At 40.9% G+C, this 20,531-nt stretch carries 18 protein-coding genes and 1 tRNA gene; 1 reads left to right on the top strand and 18 read right to left on the bottom strand.

Translation table 11 applies throughout. The features are described 5' to 3' along the window. Window positions 1-293: 293 nt before the first annotated feature. The 7 genes from ftsH to JF53_RS03255 all read right to left on the bottom strand — a co-directional run bounded on the left by ftsH (window position 294) and on the right by JF53_RS03255 (window position 9,335). Window positions 294-2,282, bottom strand: a complete 1,989-nt coding sequence (gene ftsH, locus JF53_RS03285) for an ATP-dependent zinc metalloprotease FtsH (protein ID WP_047980735.1) — start codon at window positions 2,280-2,282, stop codon at window positions 294-296. Window positions 2,283-2,401: 119 nt separating this feature from the next. Continuing rightward, window positions 2,402-2,950 (bottom strand): hypoxanthine phosphoribosyltransferase, encoded by a 549-nt coding sequence (gene hpt / locus JF53_RS03280; protein ID WP_047980734.1) that lies wholly within the window; start codon window positions 2,948-2,950, stop codon window positions 2,402-2,404. A 10-nt stretch (window positions 2,951-2,960) separates the two neighbouring features. After that, window positions 2,961-4,358, bottom strand: coding sequence for a tRNA lysidine(34) synthetase TilS (gene tilS / locus JF53_RS03275; RefSeq protein ID WP_236686899.1), 1,398 nt, complete (start codon window positions 4,356-4,358; stop codon window positions 2,961-2,963). 59 nt (window positions 4,359-4,417) lie between these two features. Further along, a complete protein-coding gene (locus JF53_RS03270) occupies window positions 4,418-5,344 on the bottom strand; it encodes a protein kinase domain-containing protein (RefSeq protein WP_047980733.1) in 927 nt (308 codons plus the stop codon). Further along, complete coding sequence (locus JF53_RS03265) at window positions 5,319-6,053, bottom strand: VWA domain-containing protein (RefSeq protein ID WP_047980732.1); 735 nt, start codon at window positions 6,051-6,053, stop codon at window positions 5,319-5,321. Before JF53_RS03265 ends, JF53_RS03270 begins: the two co-directional genes overlap by 26 nt. A 90-nt stretch (window positions 6,054-6,143) precedes the next feature. Continuing rightward, window positions 6,144-8,591 (bottom strand): stage II sporulation protein E, encoded by a 2,448-nt coding sequence (spoIIE, locus tag JF53_RS03260; protein WP_083443532.1) that lies wholly within the window; start codon window positions 8,589-8,591, stop codon window positions 6,144-6,146. A 285-nt stretch (window positions 8,592-8,876) separates the two neighbouring features. Next, on the bottom strand, window positions 8,877-9,335 hold the full coding sequence (locus tag JF53_RS03255; RefSeq protein ID WP_047980731.1) for a DinB family protein: 459 nt from the start codon (window positions 9,333-9,335) through the stop codon (window positions 8,877-8,879). A gap of 139 nt (window positions 9,336-9,474) precedes the next feature. Between JF53_RS03255 and JF53_RS03250 the strand changes: the two genes are divergently transcribed. After that, window positions 9,475-9,548 (top strand) — tRNA-Met (locus JF53_RS03250). Window positions 9,549-9,828: 280 nt separating this feature from the next. On the opposite strand, the gene JF53_RS03245 is transcribed toward JF53_RS03250, so the two are convergent. The 11 genes from JF53_RS03245 to pth all read right to left on the bottom strand — a co-directional run bounded on the left by JF53_RS03245 (window position 9,829) and on the right by pth (window position 20,492). After that, complete coding sequence (locus JF53_RS03245; RefSeq protein WP_047980730.1) at window positions 9,829-10,209, bottom strand: S1 domain-containing RNA-binding protein; 381 nt, start codon at window positions 10,207-10,209, stop codon at window positions 9,829-9,831. A 72-nt stretch (window positions 10,210-10,281) separates the two neighbouring features. Beyond that, window positions 10,282-10,659, bottom strand: coding sequence for an FtsB family cell division protein (locus JF53_RS03240; RefSeq protein ID WP_047980729.1), 378 nt, complete (start codon window positions 10,657-10,659; stop codon window positions 10,282-10,284). Window positions 10,660-10,663: 4 nt separating this feature from the next. Further along, window positions 10,664-11,263, bottom strand: coding sequence for a spore cortex biosynthesis protein YabQ (gene yabQ / locus JF53_RS03235; RefSeq protein WP_047980728.1), 600 nt, complete (start codon window positions 11,261-11,263; stop codon window positions 10,664-10,666). Further along, complete coding sequence (yabP, locus tag JF53_RS03230) at window positions 11,260-11,562, bottom strand: sporulation protein YabP (protein ID WP_047980727.1); 303 nt, start codon at window positions 11,560-11,562, stop codon at window positions 11,260-11,262. The genes yabQ and yabP overlap by 4 nt, the downstream gene beginning before the upstream one ends. A 53-nt stretch (window positions 11,563-11,615) precedes the next feature. Continuing rightward, window positions 11,616-11,879 (bottom strand): RNA-binding S4 domain-containing protein, encoded by a 264-nt coding sequence (locus tag JF53_RS03225; RefSeq protein ID WP_047980726.1) that lies wholly within the window; start codon window positions 11,877-11,879, stop codon window positions 11,616-11,618. Window positions 11,880-11,885: 6 nt separating this feature from the next. Next, window positions 11,886-13,334 (bottom strand): bifunctional methyltransferase/pyrophosphohydrolase YabN, encoded by a 1,449-nt coding sequence (yabN, locus tag JF53_RS03220; RefSeq protein ID WP_047980725.1) that lies wholly within the window; start codon window positions 13,332-13,334, stop codon window positions 11,886-11,888. Between the two features lie 38 nt (window positions 13,335-13,372). Further along, entirely contained in the window at window positions 13,373-14,881 is a 1,509-nt protein-coding gene (locus tag JF53_RS03215; protein WP_047980724.1) for a putative polysaccharide biosynthesis protein, read from the bottom strand. Between the two features lie 142 nt (window positions 14,882-15,023). Continuing rightward, window positions 15,024-15,560, bottom strand: a complete 537-nt coding sequence (spoVT, locus tag JF53_RS03210; protein WP_047980723.1) for a stage V sporulation protein T — start codon at window positions 15,558-15,560, stop codon at window positions 15,024-15,026. Between the two features lie 374 nt (window positions 15,561-15,934). Continuing rightward, a complete protein-coding gene (gene mfd, locus JF53_RS03205) occupies window positions 15,935-19,453 on the bottom strand; it encodes a transcription-repair coupling factor (protein WP_047980722.1) in 3,519 nt (1,172 codons plus the stop codon). 142 nt (window positions 19,454-19,595) lie between these two features. Then, window positions 19,596-19,826, bottom strand: a complete 231-nt coding sequence (locus JF53_RS03200; protein ID WP_047980721.1) for an anti-sigma-F factor Fin family protein — start codon at window positions 19,824-19,826, stop codon at window positions 19,596-19,598. A gap of 105 nt (window positions 19,827-19,931) precedes the next feature. After that, a complete protein-coding gene (gene pth / locus JF53_RS03195) occupies window positions 19,932-20,492 on the bottom strand; it encodes an aminoacyl-tRNA hydrolase (RefSeq protein ID WP_047980720.1) in 561 nt (186 codons plus the stop codon). Window positions 20,493-20,531 lie beyond the last annotated feature (39 nt).

Raw genomic sequence — 20,531 nt, 5'->3', positions numbered from 1 at the left:
AAGTTTCCCTTTCTACTATACCAAAATAAAAAACGTAATGGAAATAGAAGAGAGGCATGAGGAGGTTATGGGATATGGTTGCGATGTGTTTGGGCGGGGTACTGCCGGGCGTGGCTTACGGGGGCGGTTGTGGTTGGTGGATCTGGTTCACTTTCTGTTTGATTCGGGTGGAAATGTCTTCGAGACACGGGCTCTGGTTCACTTTCCCGCTTGACTCAGCACAAAATGTCTCGGTGACGCCCTGCACCTTAATTAATATACATAAAAAAACAGCCCCCAGTGGAGGCTGCTTATTAATCTTGTTTTGGATCTTCGTCTTGTTTTGATTCGGCGATTTCTTCTTGTAGCTTTTGATCAGCTTTTTCTTTTGCTTCTTCATAAGAATCTACTGTGTCATCGTCTTTTTTGGACTGTATGTTGACTTTCACATCGCTGTCCTCTTCTTCAACGATTTCTTCTGGATCTGGAAGCACGCCTTTTTCAAATAACGATTTAATTTGTCTTGCATCTAGTGTTTCCACTTCTAATAAGGTCTTCGCTACTAGCTCTAGCTTGTCACGATTTTCTGTTAGAATGGTTCTCGCACGCTCGTAGCAATAATTGATGAAGTTTTGCATTTCCTTATCAATGTCATGTGCGATGGCATCACTATAGTTTTGCTCATTGTTAATATCACGGCCAAGGAATACTTCCCCGCCACCACTGCTAAATTGCAATGGCCCTAGTTTATCACTCATACCGTATTCGGTAATCATTTTACGGGCAATGTTTGTTGCGCGCTGGAAGTCATTGGATGCGCCGGTGCTTACTTCACCAAATGTGATTTCCTCTGCAACACGACCACCTAATAAACCAGTAATTTTATCAAATAGCTCTGGCTTGGTCATGAAATAACGATCTTCCTTCGGTAGCATGACAGCATAGCCGCCAGCCTGACCGCGTGGGACGATTGTTACTTTATGAACGACATCGGCGTCATCCAGTACCATCCCGATAATCGTATGACCACTTTCATGGTATGCCACGATATTTCGTTCTTTTTCCGATATAACTCTGGATTTCTTAGCAGGACCAGCGATTACACGGTCAATTGCTTCATCCACATCGAGCATATCGATTTGTTTCTTATCCTGACGAGCCGCAACAAGTGCCGCTTCATTCAGAAGATTTTCTAAGTCTGCACCAGAGAATCCTGGTGTACGCATCGCGATTGTTTTTAAATCAACAGAAGCATCTAATGGTTTGTTCTTTGCATGTACCTTTAGAACTTCTTGGCGACCTTTAACATCTGGACGATCGACGGTAATTTGTCTGTCAAAACGTCCTGGACGAAGAAGTGCCGGATCTAGGATATCTGGTCTGTTTGTTGCAGCAATGATAATAATTCCTTCATTTGCTCCGAAACCATCCATTTCAACTAGCAACTGGTTTAATGTTTGTTCACGTTCATCGTGTCCACCACCAAGACCAGCACCACGCTGACGACCTACTGCATCAATTTCATCAATAAAGATGATACATGGGGCGTTTTTCTTCGCGTTTTCGAATAAATCACGAACACGGGAAGCACCGACACCAACGAACATCTCTACGAAATCCGAACCACTAATGGAGAAAAATGGTACACCTGCTTCACCAGCAACTGCTCGTGCAAGTAGTGTTTTACCTGTTCCTGGAGGTCCAACTAATAGAACCCCTTTTGGAATACGTGCACCGATAGCAGAGAATTTACGCGGATCCTTTAAGAATTCCACTACTTCTACAAGCTCTTGCTTTTCTTCATCGGCACCTGCTACATCGGTAAAGCGAACTTTTTTCTTCTCTTCACTATACATTTTTGCCTTACTTTTACCAAAGTTCATCACACGGCCGCCACCGCCACCTTGTGCTTGGCTAAGTAAGAAGAAGAATAATAGTCCAATAATTAGGAACGGAATCATCGTTGTTAACAGCGTGACCCAAATGCTTGGCTGATCCATTTCCTTCGTGTTTAATACACTTTGCTCACGCGCCTTGGTCGTGATATCAGCGATAACATCATTATTTTCAGGTACTTGTGCAACAAATTGCTTATCGTCCTCTAATGTACCAGTGATACGCATAATTCCATTCACAGGCTGCATCGTCATTTCTTTAATTTCGCCTGCTTCAAGTGATTGCATAAAGTCATTAACCGTTAGTTCTTCTGCTTGATCATGCTGACCACTTAATAAACTAATCACGGCTATAATAACCAAAAATATGATTAAGTAAAAAAACGCACTGCGGAATACTCGATTCATTGCCTACCTCCTCCCAGATGGGAAAACTATTAACAATAGTATCATATAAAAATTAAATTTTACAACTAATTACTCTCTGTATTTCCTAGTAATTTCGGGCATGTTGTAACGATTTTGACTTATTCCTCGCCACCGTAAACTTCGGGTTTTAACACACCAATATATGGTAAATTGCGATATTTTTCATCATAGTCAAGTCCGTACCCAACAACAAATGCATCTGGAACCTCAAATCCCACTAGATCTGCTTTAATTTGTGCAGTTCTACCAGACGGTTTATCTAATAGGGTCACAATCTTAATCGATTTTGCCTTGCGATATTTAAATAAATCGACTAAATAGCGTAATGTTAATCCACTATCAATAATGTCCTCAATAATTAACAGATCTCGACCTTCTACTTTTGTGTTCAAGTCTTTTAGGATTTTCACTTCACCAGAAGACTTCATATTCGTGCCACCATAGCTTGAAACATCCATGAAATCCATTTCCAAATGTGTTTGTACTTGTCGCAATACATCTGACATAAACGGTAGAGCACCTTTTAGTACGCCAATCGCTAACGGAAAGCGGCCATCATATTCCTTGGTTAGTTGTTCACCTAGTTCCTTGCATTTTGCTGCAATTTCTTCTTCTGTAATTAGTACCTCTTTAATGTCGTTATGCACGATAATCCTCCTACACATTGCCTTCTTGAAAATATAGTTGTATCAATGAGGTGTTCTTTTCCAGCGTAATCGGGTCTCGTTTTTTCAAACCCACTATCCAAAGTATTTCCCCATTATTATCCGTTACAATTGGCCAACTATTCCGTTTCCGTACGGGTATTTTGGCATCGATAAAAATATCTTTTACCTTTTTACTTCCATTTAACCCACTCCAGCGCATTCGGTCACCATCACGGCGAGTTCGCACATGCAGTGGTAATGCAACACGACTTGCCAACGTATAATATGTATGTTCATCTTGTGAACTAATTTCATTACAATATGTAGCTTTCATACTTGCTCCGTCCGGTAACCATACACTACCCGGAACTGGGAGAACTTCATGGAATGCGTGGCTTTTGGGCTCATTCGTTTGGAAATAAAAGATAAGTTTATTATATGCTTTCTCTAGCTTTAAATGACGGGGGAAATCGATTTGGATATTACTTTTATCATTTGCTACTAATGAAAAAAAATCTTCCTCATGGACATATGATAAATTATCAGGTAACTCCTCATATAGATAGTTTAATATTAGATGAAAGGCACGCCTTTGTAAAGCAGATGCGTGTGAATCAAACTGATCAATTTCAAACGTTGCCCTTTTCGGATTTTCCTCGAATTTCACAACGTTTTCCGTCATTTTTTTGGCTTCTTCTTGTAAGTATTGCTCATCCGCCTGTAAGGATTCACTTAAGTGCTGAATCGTCGCGGGTAAGTTGCTGTTTTTGCTTTTCAATAAGGGCAATACGTTATGACGGAAATAATTCCGCGTATAATCATCGCTTGCATTGGAAGGATCGATTCTTGGTGTAATGCCATGGTGCTCGCAATAGTCGTGAAGCTGCTCCTTTGTCAAACAGAGGAAAGGACGAATAATCCTACCGGTTGCAAAGTCGCGCTTGACTGGCATACCAGAAAACGAACTCGAATCCGCCGTACGCACTAACTGCATCAGCATCGTTTCTGCTTGGTCATCTCCGTGATGGCCAAATACCAAATAATCTGCTTGGTAGTGCTCCATTTGTTCTGCAAAATAGCGGTACCGAAGCTCTCTAGCCGCAAATTGTGTTCCAAATCGCTCCTGTTTTTTATAGGTCGTCACATCGATTGACGTGCCAACGAACTCAATCTCCCATTGCCGGCACATTTCCTCCACATAGGCTACATCCTGTCTGCTCTCTTGACCACGTAGTCCATGATCAACCGAGACGGCAACTAATCGTAAGCGCCATTGACGACGGATTGTCGTGAAAAAGTGTAACAGCGCCATCGAGTCTGGTCCACCAGATACAGCAAGCAAAACCGTCGAATCTGGCTGCAGTAAATCATGCTTATCCATAAATGCTGTCACTGTGTCCTTGATCAATTCCATCCACCTTCTTCTATTCCTTACGTATTCCATCATTTTATCATAGTCCATACGGATTACGGAATTAATAAAGAGGAGAGATAATAGCCTATCGCAAGGAGAAGAAAACCAAACGACTCGATGGCGAATGGTAGCTTATCGGTATTCGGTCTGTTTTTTGCCCGCGATTGTTGTTGGACATGATAAATGGCTGTAGCAATATCACGCTTCATTTCACCACTTGTTTGATACTTCCCGATGATCGCCTTCTTCAAACAATCACGATAAGGCTTTAACGACGGAACATCATTAATTTTCTTAAATAAGGTGGCTTGTGGATTAGTTCCTTTCGCAAAATGCTTCGGATAATAAATCGTCAAAAACACCATCACCAACGCAAATAAATCGTAGCTAGGCTCGGCTTTTCTTGAGCCTTGTCCCCAGTAGCCGCGATCGTAAAATTCGGTATATTCCTTGATGGCGCGCCCAATTTGGGTGGTGCCGCCTACATCAACCCAGCGTATACGGGTCGGGGCAGTGGATACCAGTAGGTTTTCTTCCTTTAAATCCCCGAAAACCCAGCCTGCTTGATGAAGATCATCTAAATCCTCTAATAACTGCAGCATAAACACCCCGAGCCATTCCTTCCCATGCTGCCCAATGAATTCACCAAGTCGCTTACCTTGGATATATTCCATGACATAAAAGGAATACGTGGTTCCCGTTGGTGAAACCCAATCATCCACATCCAACAAATAAGGCCCAAGACGTTTCCCTTGGACCTTCGCTAGTGATTTGAGAACATTGACCTCCATTGTCATCGACGCACTCTTGTCACTGATTTTTAATGCCGCCTTCTTCCCATTTGCATCGCATAAATATACCGTTCCAATCGCACCGTTGCCAAGTTTTCGTTTGATAACATAAGCTTTTTGATGCCACTTTCCTGTTATCGTCATTCCTGGACGCAGCCACGAATTATGCGTTTTCGATATGTTGTTCATCGTTATTTCTAAAGCTCCTTAATAAGCTTTTCTTACCGAATTGATACATTGCCTCACGGATTGCTGGGCCAGTAGGTGTAATCCCGCCACTTGTCAGCTTTGGAAAAACAGATGAAATAGAATCCAGCTTCGGTGACCAATCTAGCACTTTATCAATGTCCTTGCGTTTGCCTGGGAAGCTATAAATGGAAAATCGATTTCTACCTACCCGCGCATTTAAACTGATGGATAAATCAATTAGTGCCTCTTTAACGGTTGGGAGCTTATCATGCATACTAGCACTCGTATCAATTAACACCAGTACTTCTAGGTCACAGGTTTCGCCGAGCTCCTCGACTACCTCCATGATTTCCCCGCGCTTTTGGGGTTCTAAATCCTCCATGGTCTGTTCATTACCGAGAATTTGCTTAAGCTCTAGATTAACAAAGCCCTGTAAGGTTTGAGTCATCGCCTGCTTGGTGACCATTTGAACGGTTTGCGATAATGCTTGCTTGTACACTAACTGACTAACACCGCCGCCCGATAAGGCAATTTCCTCTACTTCTTGTAGACCTTCAGGATCCTCAGACTGATCATCCTCTAATATCCCAATGACATTTACCGTAATCCCTTGCTGATACGCCAATGCTGCTGTTGCTGCCGGGTCTTCTCCTTTATTCGAACACCCGTCGGTAATTAACAAAATTTGCTTTAATGTCCCCTTCTTCAATTCGAACACCTCCAACTTTTTCCTTAAACAGCATCGACAAAAATGGCTGGAAGTATACCTAAATCGGAAAAGGAATCTAGTAATTTTTCATCACTGGGCTTTCGTTTGGTAGATTGGAAACGTCGCCCACCGTGGAATGTTCTTCTGAATTTTCGCCACTAATACCGTCATATCATCCTCAATCACACCAGAACGCGTGCGGATGACTTCTTCTAATAGCAAATCTGCAATCTCCTGTGGGTTATTAGTTTCCATTTCACTAATTTTTCGCTTTAACCACATATCGGTATTTTCCACATGCTTTGGCCCATCAAAAATCCCATCACTCATCATGATTAAAATATCATCTGACATCAGTTGTTCATTAACAATATCGACGTCAAACTCACGGATAATGCCCATCGGCAGATTACTCGCTTCGATTTTAATTAATTTATCACCCCGTTTGACAAAGCTCGGTGTGGAACCGATTTTCAAGAAACGGACAAAGGCATTGTGTAAATTAATCACGGCAAGATCAAGCGTGGCAAACATTTCATCGGTTGTACGTAAGGCTAGAATGGAGTTGATTGATTTAATGGCGACCTTCTCTGGGATACCGGTTTGCAGGATCTGCTGTAACAGGCGAAGCGTTTCCTTGCTTTCCTCGCTAGCACGTACACCATTACCCATCCCATCACTAATCGCCATGGCATATTTGCCGGCACCAAGCTCCATCATCGTATAGCTGTCACCAGAAATAATACCGCCACCCATGGCTGCATTCGCAACCCCCGTCTCAACAGTAAATTCCTTGGCTGATCCGAATGCTAAAAAGGAGTAGCCATTTGGAAATGGGGAAATATCCTCCTGTTTTACAACGATTGTTTCCTTTAAAATATCCGAAAGTACTGGTGCAATTAGCTTTTCTCCCTCGCCACGATAATCATAGAACGAAGCCGTCATTTCGATATCGATACTTCCTTTATCTAACCGGTAAATATCTAACTTCTCTAGCTCAATCCCTATCGATTTTAAGGCGTGTATAATTTCGATTTCTTGTTTTTCATGATGCTCTCGTTCTTTTAAAATCTCCTTGGCGAAGTCCTCCATCACTTCCGAAACCCCTTGTAACTGCTCTGCAACCAAGCGCTTGCTTTCCATCACTTGCTTCCGTAGTTTACGATTTGCCTCAAAGTACGAGATTTCCTCTTTCATCGTATCGACTACTTTACGTGATTTAATACAATGGTTTTCAAAATCGCGCATCAGTTTTCTACCTGGAGGATTGCCGGTTTCTATATCATGCTTTAGTGATTCCATGAGCGAATAGGTCGTATCAAACTGCTGCTGCCAGCACCGCTCCTTCATAAAACAGTTTTGGCAGGTTTTTTCCGTTACATTACTTAAGAAATAATCGGTTTCCCGTGCTACTTCAGCTTCTTCTTGGGAATAATTTTCCGCTGTAATGAAGCTTTTCGATAATGCTTCAAACACCTCTGAGAATTGCTCCACCCGCTTTGCTGTAACATTCCGCACCTTTTGTAAATATTGCTCCTGTTCATTGGTATGCTCTTCGGTTCCTGGAATATAGCGTGATAGCTGCTTAATCCAGCTACCTGGTGTGATGAAAAATAATAAAATAGCAAAGGATGATTCTATTAAAGAGGGCATTAAAGAGCTGGAATCGCCATAGATTCCGACTAAGAACGTACCGACTAATAAACCAGCACCAACCCCCACCTTCTTACCATCCTTTAATAATCCACCCAGTAAACCAGAGAAGGCAAGCAGGCTCATTTGATAGAGGTTTGCGACATTTGCCAGTGACAAGATCAGCCCAACAACCACACCGACTGTCGAGCCAATGGCAGCCCCACCAACGAAGGCAAACAATAGGACAAAATAGCGCGATAACACTTGTTCCATTGAGGCACCATACACTTCCCATCCAACTGTTCCGGTTAAAATTGAGGCAATTAAAATGATCATGCACACAATTTCTTCATTTTTTAATGTTGGCCGGTATCTTTTTTGTGCTAAAAGTGGGACACTCTGCATAAAGATTAATACTAGAACCGTTCCTAGCACACCCTCTACGATTAACAGCATCCATTCATAGGAAGTAAGTGTGTTTTCTAGTGTATATAAAAATATTCTTGGTCCAACTGTCGCAAGAAATACAAATATCGGTATTTTCATTTGCTGATGTTGCGTGTTTTTAAATAAGAACGCGACAATTAAAAAGAAAAACATTGCAATACCGACAAACACACCATGTGATAGGGAAATCGTAAATGCCCCTAGCATCGTTGCGAGCAAGGCCTTCGGCGCTTTTTCCTTCTGCATAAACCAGAGTGTCGCTAAAAAAGCGACAGCAAATGGGGAGACAACGGATAAAATAATTGCCCGCCCCAATAAAAAGCCAACGATTACATAGAGCCATCCCTTGTCAAGAAAAATCCTTTTCCCTTGTGTGTAGATCTTCATCCGCAAATTTGCAAAAAATGTGCTTGCTACATGAATTGGTTTCGTCTGAACATTTGATACTGATTCCATTCAACCACTCCTCTTTCTCGGAAAATAACTGTATTGCTATTTCAGATATGATTTACGCTACAAGTAGATGGCGTTTACAATCTAGTATGTAGATGGACAAGACTCTGTCATATCAGTAAACCATAGACGGGTTTTATTTTTTGTCAAAACAAGAGAGTGATTTTGAAAAATCGTTCGACTGAAATCTAGTAGACAAGGAACATTTCTACATAATCCCCATTTCCATTTAGCTGGTAAAAGGACCGTTTCCCCAATAAAAAAAGCCATCCTTCGATGACTTTTGAACTAGATAAATCGTTTTAAACTGATAATTGCTCCTGCATGGAGACCTTCGTGAAAAATTGTTCGTGTTAGCACTTGTTCAATTGTTCGCATGCCCATTTCGGTCGGCATAAATTCTTTTTCAAGCAGATCTCCATAGTGCTTTCGAATTATCTTGGGCTGTTGCTGTAATAATTCTTTTAATTCTTCTAGACGTGGTGTTTCTTCCGTGAAGTTTGTCGGACTCGTTCCAAATCCGAACCATTGATTGAACTGGTCTGTGTGTTCCACCGGTTCTTTCGTAATCGCCTCGATCCAAAGATATTGGTCGAGATAGATATGACCAAGATTCCATCGGACATTGTTCCGAAAGCCAGTCGGTATGATTTCAGCTTGCTCATCAGTCATACCGTCTACTAACCCTATTGTTTCGCTTCGATAGGTTTCAAGCTGGGTAAACAATACTTCGTGCCGTTGCTTCATCGTTCTCCTCCTTTTTAAAAAATTTGCACCATGGAACTTCCTACTTATGTAATTCTACTTTGTCGGAAAATATCCTCTTTTTAAAATCATATTGACACAATTCGCTGCATGCTGTAATATATTTTTTGTTGCACATTATGGCGGTGTAGCTCAGCTGGCGAGAGCGTACGGTTCATACCCGTGAGGTCGGGGGTTCGATCCCCTCCGCCGCTATCATTCGAATCACCTGTTATCCTAGTTAGCTAGGTAGCAGGTGATTTTTTGTTTTACGTAGCCTGTGCGATAACTGTTGGGTGGGCAAATGAGTGCGTGGCAGAGTTCAGCGAGCGCTTTCATTTTTTCAGCTTAAAACGAAAGAGTTGCCGTGTTTTGCGGGATAATTCAGCGCAACGCTACTTTTTTCCATAGAAAAACAGCTACCACATCGGTAGCTGTTTTTCTTTATAGGTTATATGAATAAAAATTTAGAGCATTATAAGGTAGACAGCAAAAGCTATCCTCTTTTAGCACCTCGACCCCCACGTCTGGATTCGGTATGCTTTTTCAAAGAGGCTAAACGATCTTCAGAATCCTTAAGAAATCGATTCATTTTCGCTTCGAATGTTTCAGTACGCTCTCTTGGATTCTGGCGAACTGGCTTTTCCTTTGCTTTCTTGATGGATAGGCCGATTTTGCCATCCTTTTCGACATTAATTACTTTAACCTCAACTTGATCGCCTACTGTTAGGTGTTCGTTAATGTCTTTTACATAGTTGTCGGCAACCTCACTAATATGAACGAGCCCTGTAGTTCCTTCTCCAAGCTCTACAAACGCACCAAAATTCGTGATGCCGGTTACCTTTCCTTGCAGCTTGCTGCCTACTTCAATTGACATAAAAAAAATGCTCCTCCTTAAAAAATTAAATGTACTATACTTCTATATTATAGCGAAGCGATTAAAAGTGTGTCAATAAGACGAGTCATCATCGGGAGTTTTAAAAATAAGTTCGCCTTCTTTTGATAGAAAGTATTTTGTACGAGCAATATCTAAAATATACGTTTCATCATTTAATAGCTCAATTTCTTCTTTATAGCTTTTTTCTTTCTTTTGTAAGTCTGCGAGTTCTTCCTTTAACAGTCTATATTCTTCTGTTTTCTCTGCATGTAGCTCTCGTTGCTTGAAATGGTAAACGGCCATGCTTCCAACAACAAGTGCCACAAGCGTAGCAAATAATACTAACCGTCGAATCAAGCGTTGTTTCTTGCGCTTTTGCCTAACGACGTAAGCATCATACTTCTCCATATAATTCGAGTTAAGTCTTGTCACTGTTTTTTTCGGCTGCATAGCGTCACCTCCACTTAGATGAGATAATCCTTAGGTACTTTCTACATATATTCTGTATTTTACTATAAAATCCTGCTAAATGGTGTAAAAATAATTTGATTTTTTTTGGTAGCAGTTTATAGAGTACCCCGGCAATCCATTTAAGTGGAAGGTAGACCATTTTTAGAATAAAGCCACAGATAACCAGAATCGTATTCAAGAGGAACATACTAAAGGCAAGCAGCAACCGGATGATATAGCGAATTGGTGCAATAACAAGTGTCGAGATGAGCCTATGAAAAAATTGAAGAATCCGTTTAATAATAGCGATCATCCACTCAAGTAATCGCTTATAGAGTGTTGCAGCGAGTACTTGGTAGGTTGCAAAACCAAGTAAACACGCAGCAAACACGTATAGCCTTAACTCACCGGCATTCACCAAATATAAGACATAATATAAGATGAATACCTGGGTAAGCCAAAAGCTAATTTCCATCATATATACAAGCAGAATCTTGTTTTTCCAGTGCTTACTAAATCGGCGGAACGTGTCTAATACAATGCCTAGATAAAAACCTCCAGCTACCATAGAAGCCATCGTTAGGAACTGGACACTAAGCGTCATCGAAATAGCTTGCTAAAGAACCCTTTAGCCTTCTCCTGTTGATGCTCATCTACATAGGAAATCTCATACACTTTACCCTTAATAGAGACTATACCATCGCCTACATCGAGATTTTTCAATTGAAGATTTTGGCCACGGATGATGAGATAGCCCATGACCGTTTCTAGTAAAAATTCTTCGTTATCGAAACTATCGACTTCTTTCACACCAGTAATTTCTAATAGTCTGCGATTATTAATTTTTAACTGGTGATCCTGCTGAACGACCTTTGTACTATTGTCTTTTTCATAATAGTTCATATCCGCTTCCTCCTTATCCGTACTACTTTATGAAGGGAGGGACAAGTATAGAACTACTCTACCTCAATTTTTTCTTCTTTAATAATTTTGTATAATAATCCTGCCTCTTCTTTTCGAACAGTCTCTTTTAAGGAGGTTACCTCCACTGTCACCAGCTTTTGTCCGAATCGGATGACAAGTGTATCACCTATCGCCACAATCGATGATGCCTTTGCTTCTTTTCCATTAATTGAAATTCTACCTTGGTCAGCAACCTCTTTTGCTAGGGTACGTCTTTTAATTAATCGAGATACTTTTAAAAATTTATCTAAACGCAATTGTCTTCACTCTCTTTCCTTTGCTTGGTCCCAGTAAAAATCCATCTCTTTTAGACTGGTCTTGGTAATGTCTTTTCCGTTTTGCTTTAGCTGTTCTTCGATGTACGTAAAGCGGTTCATAAACTTTTTATTGGTAAGGTTTAGTGCATTTTCTGGATTTAGTTGATAAAACCTTGCTAGATTTGCCAGTACAAAAAGCACATCGCCGAATTCCTTTTCCATATTATCGGTATCATTTGCAGCAATGGCTTCCTTCACTTCTCGTATTTCTTCATCCAGCTTATTCCAAATATCTGTCACATCTTCCCAGTCAAAGCCTACTTTGGCAGCTTTCTTTTGTAATTTATATGCCTTTGCCAGTGCTGGAAGACTTTTCGGACCGCCATCAAGTAGTGACTTCCGCACCTCACCTTTTTCCTGTTTCTTCAAGGTATCCCAATTGGTAAGCACCTCGTCCACGGATGCCACGTTTACATCGGAAAAGACATGCGGATGCCTGAAAATCATCTTATCGGTGATTGATCGGATGACATCGTCAACAGTAAAATAGCCTGCATCCTCACCGATTTGGCTATGGAGCATGATTTGTAATAGAACATCTCCAAGCTCCTCAATGATTCCGTCGTCATCTTGCTCATTAATCGCATCGATTAGCTCATAAACTTCTTCTATCGCATATTCCCGTAGTGATTCATGGGTTTGTTTTTGATCCCACGGACAGCCATTTGGACCGCGAAGTGTTGCGATGACCTCCCGAAGTCTGGTAAAGGTATGATTTAGCACATTGTCGCTCGCTGGTGGAATATACACACTCGTCAGATTACTAACCTCCATCGAATGATCCAATTCCTCCAGTGGTATGGTTACTACTTTTTCATCCTTACTACCGGCAGCATCAATAATCGTTACCGGGTGGTCAGCTGGTAAATCCTCTAACAAGGCTAACTTCACATCTGAAGCAATAAACCGATCATACACCTGACAAAAAACAATATGGTGGCGATAATCAAGCTGGCTACGGTTAAAGCCTGTTCCATCAACAAATTGGAAGCCATCAATAGGATCAATTTTCAACGAAGCAAATAGGGCATCTAAATAGCTCTGTCCACCAATTATATCGACGTCTACGTCCGATTGCTCTACTAAAAGCTGGACCGTTTTCTCCGCAAGCATTGGATGACCCGGTACCGCGTAGATTAAATCGGTGGATTTTGCTTGTTCAAGCAGCACTTGAACAATTTCGTGATAGACCGACTCAAATTCTGTTTGTTGCTCATATAAATAATCAAACGAAGAAAACGTTATGCCTTCTTCGGCTAATGTCTCGATAACTGGATGATCCAGTGTCCGCACAAATATCGGACTAGTGCTATCGGTTAATTTCCGGTAAATCCCAAGTGGAAGCTGGTCCATATCGCCTGCACCGAGCCCGATTACTTCAATACGATTCTTCATCCCAAATTCCTCCTATTTTTTTGTTGTTATCCATGATGTCATCGCTCATTATCCTCTGTGAACACCTGATAGCGATGGAGTATACTGATATAAATAAGTCCCCCAACAACAGAGACGACACTAATATAAAAGAATAATTCCAGTCTCGTAAATGCCTCTGTCGCAATCAAGACGTTTACAACCACCAAAAAACCACTCATACATATACTTGCTAGACTTAATGCCTTTAGGTTCAGCTTGTTTTTAAACTGAATTCCTATTTGTTTTTTTACCGTCAGAAAGGAAGCGACAAGCAGGAATAACAGCGCTACATTAGTAGCGAGTGCACTACCTGTTATACCAAACAACGGAACCAATAGCCCATTCGCTATCCATTTCAGCAAAAATGCAGCTCCAATAAAGACTGCTGTTCGTTTTATGTAGCCTAATCCTTGTAAAATTGCGCTTGTTGTAATGGCAACAGCACTCAAAAAGAGTGCTAGCATAAGGATGGTTAAACTAGTATCGCCTTGGTTATCTTGATAGAGCAAGCGATTTGCCTCTGGGAAAATTAGCATTAAGCCAAGTGTCGCTCCAACAGCTAGATAAATACTTAGGCACACACTTCGGCTAGCCTGATTTGGTAGACTGCTTTCCGCTTCTGTTTGTTTATCCTTCGATAAAGACGGAATTATAGCCAGTCCAAAGGCAGAACCTAGCACCGCTCCAATTTGTATAAGCGGCTGCCCACGATCAAATACCCCCTTCGCTTCCATCGCCTCTGGGAGATGATAGCCATACTCCAGGAGTCCGGGCACCATCGTAAAAGCATCTGCAAACTGCAGGAGAAGTAGTAGCATATGATTTAGCGAAGCTGCAATACCTACAAGTAATAGACTTTTAAGATAATATTTCCAATGTATTGGCTTTTCCCCATTAGGAGTTACTGTCAGCCTCCTAAAATAAATCAGGAGGATACTAATCGCTACTAGAGAACCAGCGATTGCCGCAACCCCAGCAAACGTCCCTATTACATAACTATCCCAATCATTCATGGCCACAAAGACCGCAATAGTAATAATAATGGCAACACGCACAAGCTGTTCACCGAGCTGCGAATAAGCAGTCGGTTTCATTATATCCTTCCCTTGGAAAACACCTCTTAACAAGGCGGTAAACGGGATAAACAAAAAGGCAGCACTTGCCATTCTATACGCAGGAGCAAGCTGGTCGTCCCCAATCCACATAGCTAGTGAATCAGCAAATACATATAGTACTACCGCAATACTCCAACAGATCCCGACTAACACAAGCAACAGTGGCAGGATAAAATTTTTATAGCTAATTGTCTCTTCCTCTGCCGTCAGCTTGGAAATTGCCGTTGGAAATCCATATAATGCTAAGACAAGTGCAATCCCTAGAATTGGGTACACCTGTTGATACATATAAAAACCAATGTCACCAGTTAAATTTTGTAATGGTATACGGTAGCCTGCACTCAATAGTTTACTGATGACACCAGCTACTGTAAGCAGTAATGCGCCTTTCATAACTTTATTCATTTCCATAAAATTGACGTCCTTTTACAATTGCTTCAAATCCACTTCATTATAGCATAGCACAGGATTAAACGAATATGGTACCAGCGGAATGCATAGGAAAAGGCGAAAATTAGTATCGCCCGTACTAATTTTCGCCCTTCACTTACGGTTATTCCATTTGCTTTGCCAAAAAGCTAGCAGCTGTTTCTAATGCCTTTTGCTCGACTTCACTAAGCTTCTCTCCATCTCTTGCATACATCACGACACAGCCTATCGGATCTCCATTAGCGATAATTGGACTAATACAATATGAATTGATGGTTTCTTCTTTGCCTGGTAATAATTCAATCGTGCTTGATTCTTGTTCTATGGTTTGTGTTCTGCTTTCAATTGCCTTTTCAAGTTTTGACCCGATGCCTTTATTTAAGTAATCTTTTTTGGATTCGCCTGCTACCGCTATGATTTCGTCACGATCACATATGAGGACTGGAAAGTGTAGGGAATCAAACAGTGCTTGTGCATATTCAGTTGCAAAATTTCCCAATTCATTGATCGGTGAGTATTTCTTTAAAATAACTTCACCCTCCCGATCAATAAAAATTTCTAATGGATCTCCTTCACGAATTCGTAAAGTTCTTCTGATTTCTTTCGGGATGACTACTCTACCTAAATCATCAATCCGTCGTACAATTCCTGTTGCCTTCATTGAATGAAGCCTCGCTTTCTTATGATGATTTTTGGTGCCTAATTGTTTCGAAGCTTAGCCTATTATGTCGCACTAATGGTGATAGAGTTTGTTGGTTTGGATTAGGTCTATAACCAGTCCATAACCACTATTGGCTTAACACAACCTTCGTTTTCTTTTTTTGGGGCAGGTGACGCTAAACTCCAGTTGTGTAATATAGTATTAATCATCTTGGAAGAACTATACATGAAATACCATTTTATCACAGAATAAAACGTACTTTGTTGCTTTTCCAGAAGCTGGGAAACCACTGTTTGCCCACTAAAGTTCCAGCGTCTGATCCACTCTGGGAATTAGCGGGTTATTCCTCAATCCTTTTTGTAGGTTGAATAGTTTTAACGATTGATTCTATCCATTTTTCGAATGAAGTCCATTAGGATGTCATATCGTTTAAATTTTGTTTCTTTGGTAATGCGATAAATTACTTTTAGCTTATTCTGTTCGGTTCCTAGTTGGATGTCACGGCCAAATTCATTCGCTAATTCAAATATTTTGGCCCCATCGACCTGCTGGCTACGGTCTTCTGCTAGGAGTAATTCGATTTTATTGTTTTTCTCCATGATGGACTCGATTCGTTCTTGTTTTGCTAACCAGCGGAGCTCTGACACGATAAATAGATTCTCTACCTCTGTTGGGAAATCACCAAAGCGGTCTAACAGCTCATCCTTTAAATCACTTACATCATTGGTAGAGGTGATCGTTTGGAACTGTTTATACATATCGATTTTTTGTTTTTCATCTTGAATGTACGTATCAGGAATATAGGCATCCACGGATAGGATCAACTCTGGATCAAATGGCTTGATATCCTCAATGTCTTTTCCTAGCTTTCGTGCCTCGATTGCTTCACGTAGCATCTGATTGTACATATCAAATCCGACAGAATCGATAAAACCATGCTGCTGAGAACCAAGTAAATTACCCGCACCACGTATGGATAAATCTCGCATCGCAATCTTAAATCCGGAACCTAGCTCCGTGAATTCCTTGATTGCCTGTAATCGTTTCTCCGCAACCTCGGTCAATACCTTATCTCTTTTATAGGTAAAATAAGCATAGGCAACACGGTTCGAACGGCCAACACGTCCTCTTAGCTGGTAGAGCTGACTGAGTCCCATTCGGTCTGCGTCATACACGATTAGCGTATTTACATTAGGAATATCTACACCCGTTTCAATAATAGTCGTACTGACTAATACATCAAATTCCCCTTCTAAAAAGCCAAACATGACATTCTCAAGCTCTGTTTCATTCATTTGCCCATGTGCAATCGCAACGCGTGCATCTGGAACGAGCATGCCAATATCACGCGCCATCTTATCAATGCTTTCCACCCGATTATATAAGAAGAACACTTGCCCACCACGTGCCATTTCCCGTTCAATGGCCTCTCGAATTAACACGGGATTATATTCCAATACATAGGTCTGAATTGGAAAACGATTTTCAGGTGGGGTTTCAATAACTGACAAATCACGAACCCCAAGCATTGACATATGCAATGTACGAGGAATTGGTGTTGCCGTTAGTGTTAACACATCAATATTGGTTTTTAATTGCTTCACTTTTTCCTTATGCTTCACACCAAAACGCTGCTCTTCATCGACAATTAATAAACCAAGATCATGGTATTCAATATCCTTTGAAAGCAGGCGATGGGTTCCGATCACGACATCCACAAGCCCACATCGCAAGCCATCTGTCGTTTCCTTTTGTTGCTTTGGTGTTCGGAATCTACTTAATAACCCAATATTGATTGGGTAATCTTGAAATCGCTCCCGAATGGTTTCATAATGCTGCTGGGCCAGGATGGTTGTCGGAACAAGGATTGCGACTTGCTTACCATCGGCTACCGCTTTAAATGCCGCTCGGATTGCCACTTCGGTTTTTCCGTATCCTACATCCCCACAAAGCAAGCGGTCCATTGGTCTTTCTTTTTCCATATCGGACTTGATTTCCTCGATACAACGTAATTGATCCTCTGTCTCTTGATACGGAAAAGCAGCATCGAATTCACGCTGCATTTCGCCATCTGGTGAAAAAGCAAAGCCCTTTCTCGATTCCCGCTCCGCATATAGCTTGATAAGATCATCTGCAATATCCTCAACAGAGGTTTGCACCTTACGCTTGACCTTCGTCCATTCACTTCCACCTAGCTTGTAAAGCTTTGGTTCCTTTCCTTCTGAACCGACATATTTCTGAACCAAATCGATTTGATCAATTGGCACAAATAATTTATCATCACCAGAATACTTGATGAGCATGTAGTCCTTGTGCTTATCATTCACAGCAAGTGTTTCAATGCCTACATAACGCCCAATCCCATGATTGGCATGAACAACATAATCGCCAATCTTTAATTCCTGGTAGTTTTGAATGCGCTCCGCATTGGAAATGTTTTGCTTCTTCCGTGTTCGCTTGGAACGCTTTTTGAATAACTCATTTTCCGTAATAAGTGCTAGCTTATGCATCGGTAATTCAATACCAGTTGTTAGATTACCAATGACAACCGTTGGAATATCGACTGGGAGATTCAGCTCAGTTGTATTATTCGCTTCAATATCATAATCTCGTAAAATCGAATGAATTTTATCCGCTCTTGATTCGTTTGGTGCCATGATGACAACAGAGAAATCACCTTTTTTCCAGCGCTGTAATTCATTTTTAAATAGATGCATTTGACCATGAAATTCTTGCATCGATCTGGATGAAAGATTAATGATATTTTGTGGATTAGTATTGGGAATATGGCGTAAAAACACCGACATATAGACCCGTTGCACATGCATATTATTCCAAATGGTATGCCAATCAAAGGAGAATCTGCTATCTGTGACCATTTTATTCGCTTCTAATAGGCTACTATACCATTGGGCTTCCTCATGATCTAAATTAGTAGCGGTCTCCTGGATTCTACTCATTTCATCTAGCATGATAAGACCATTTTCAGGTAAATAATCTAATAAACTAGCAGGATTATCATAGAAAAACCCAATATATTTTTGCATTTCCTGATAACGTTCTAAATTTTTCAAGCGGGTAATGTCTGGCTCGATCGTCTCAACAAGTACTTCTTTTGCAGCATCTATTTTAATCTTTTTCAATGTCTTGCCGAATGCTGCCTCTAAACGTTCTGCACCAACTAAAATATCCTCTTCCGTTAGGAGCAATTCGGTTGCGGGACCAACTGCCACTTCCTGAAGTTTGTCTAAGGACCGCTGTGTCTCTGCATCGAAATATCTAATGGAATCTACCTCATCATCGAATAGTTCAATCCGGATAGGATGTGGCTCGGTAACCGAATAAATATCAATAATTCCCCCGCGACGACTAAATTCACCAGGAGAGGTAACCATTGAGGCATGCTCATATCCCATCTCTACTAAAGCCGTTAAATAACGATCTATCGCTATTTCTTCCCCTTCCACAAATCGCAGCTGATAGTTACTCCAATAGCTTTGTGGTGGTAAAATACGCTTCAGCGCTGCGACTGGTGCGATTAAAATTCCAGATTTCATCTCGGACCATTTTGTTAATGACTCAATCCGTTGACTTCTTAACTCTGGACTGGAGATCGCTATCTCAGAAGCAATGAGCTCGTTTACTGGATAGAGGTGCACATACTCTTCATCTAAAAATACGGTTAAATCATCATATAATTGCTGTGCTTGTACTAATTGGTATGTAAGGAAGAGGATGGGACGCTTTGTTGCTGCCTCGATGGCAGAAACGAGCATACTTCTAGCAGAACCAGATAGTCCCGCCACTAACTGCTCCTGTAAGCCATTATCAATCCCATCAATTATTGATTGTACATCTTCCTTGGATTGTAAATATTGATTGAAACCCTTCACATAATAACCCCCATTGTGACTTTCCCTACGAGTAAGTACGCATTACTAACTTACTAGCTTTTTTCTTAATGGCATTATTACCACTGTTAGTAAGCGCAAAAATGCCTTGGTTTAAAGAACCAAAGCTTGTGAACCTGCTATCCTACTGTATAAAAAAATCTAATTCATGATATTCTGGATGATGCCCAAGTGACTCCTCGCAATTTTCGCAAATAGCTTGGATCTCTACATCTCCATTTGATTTGTACTGAATCATTTCTCTTTTTTCCTCATCTGTAAGCTTATTCCATCCTAACATGGATGTATCAACAACCTGCTGCTGTAATTCACCTATCACATGCCCACAATGCCTACATTTATAGACAATAGACATAGAAAAACCTCCTCGAATAAACCTCGAATTCTCATTTTTACTAGGTTTATCCGAAACGTTCTAATTTATACAGCAAACAGAAATTTGTTCTTTTGTGTAATGCTTCTACCCATTAAATTCATTCATGACTTCTTCAAATGGTATTTCTAACCATCGTTCACAAGCAGCCACCGTTTTATCAATACTTTCTAGTACCATTTCTTGCTCCTCTGCATGGAAATTCCCAAGCACATAATCCACTACCGGTACTGGTGTAGTAGGTCTTCCTATGCCAATTCGAATTCGTTTAAAATCCTTTGTTCCAAGATGTTCAATCAAGGAACGTATGCCATTATGACCTCCGTGGCCACCTTTTTGGCGCAGGCGGATTTTTCCCGGTGGTAAGTCGAGATCATCATAGATGACTAGGACATCTTCTAAGGCAATATCATAATAATCCATTAATGGGCGAAGGGATTCACCGGAAAGGTTCATATAGGTTTGTGGCTCGAGAAGTAAAATCTTCTCGCCGTTTTTTGTTTCGATGGCATAATTGCCTTTGAATTTTGTTTTGTTTAGTTCCCAGTTGTTTCGGCTAAGTAGGGCGTTGATTGCCATGAATCCAATGTTATGTCTAGTAGATTGATATTTTTTGCCGGGATTTCCTAATCCAACGATACATTTCATACTTATTTCTTCCTTTATTTTTTATTCTTATGTATGGCG

The organism is Ornithinibacillus contaminans, from assembly GCF_001038425.2.
GTDB lineage: Bacteria > Bacillota > Bacilli > Bacillales > Amphibacillaceae > Ornithinibacillus > Ornithinibacillus contaminans.
Note: the sequence above shows the minus strand (reverse complement) of the source record. Positions and strands in the feature narration are given on the sequence as shown.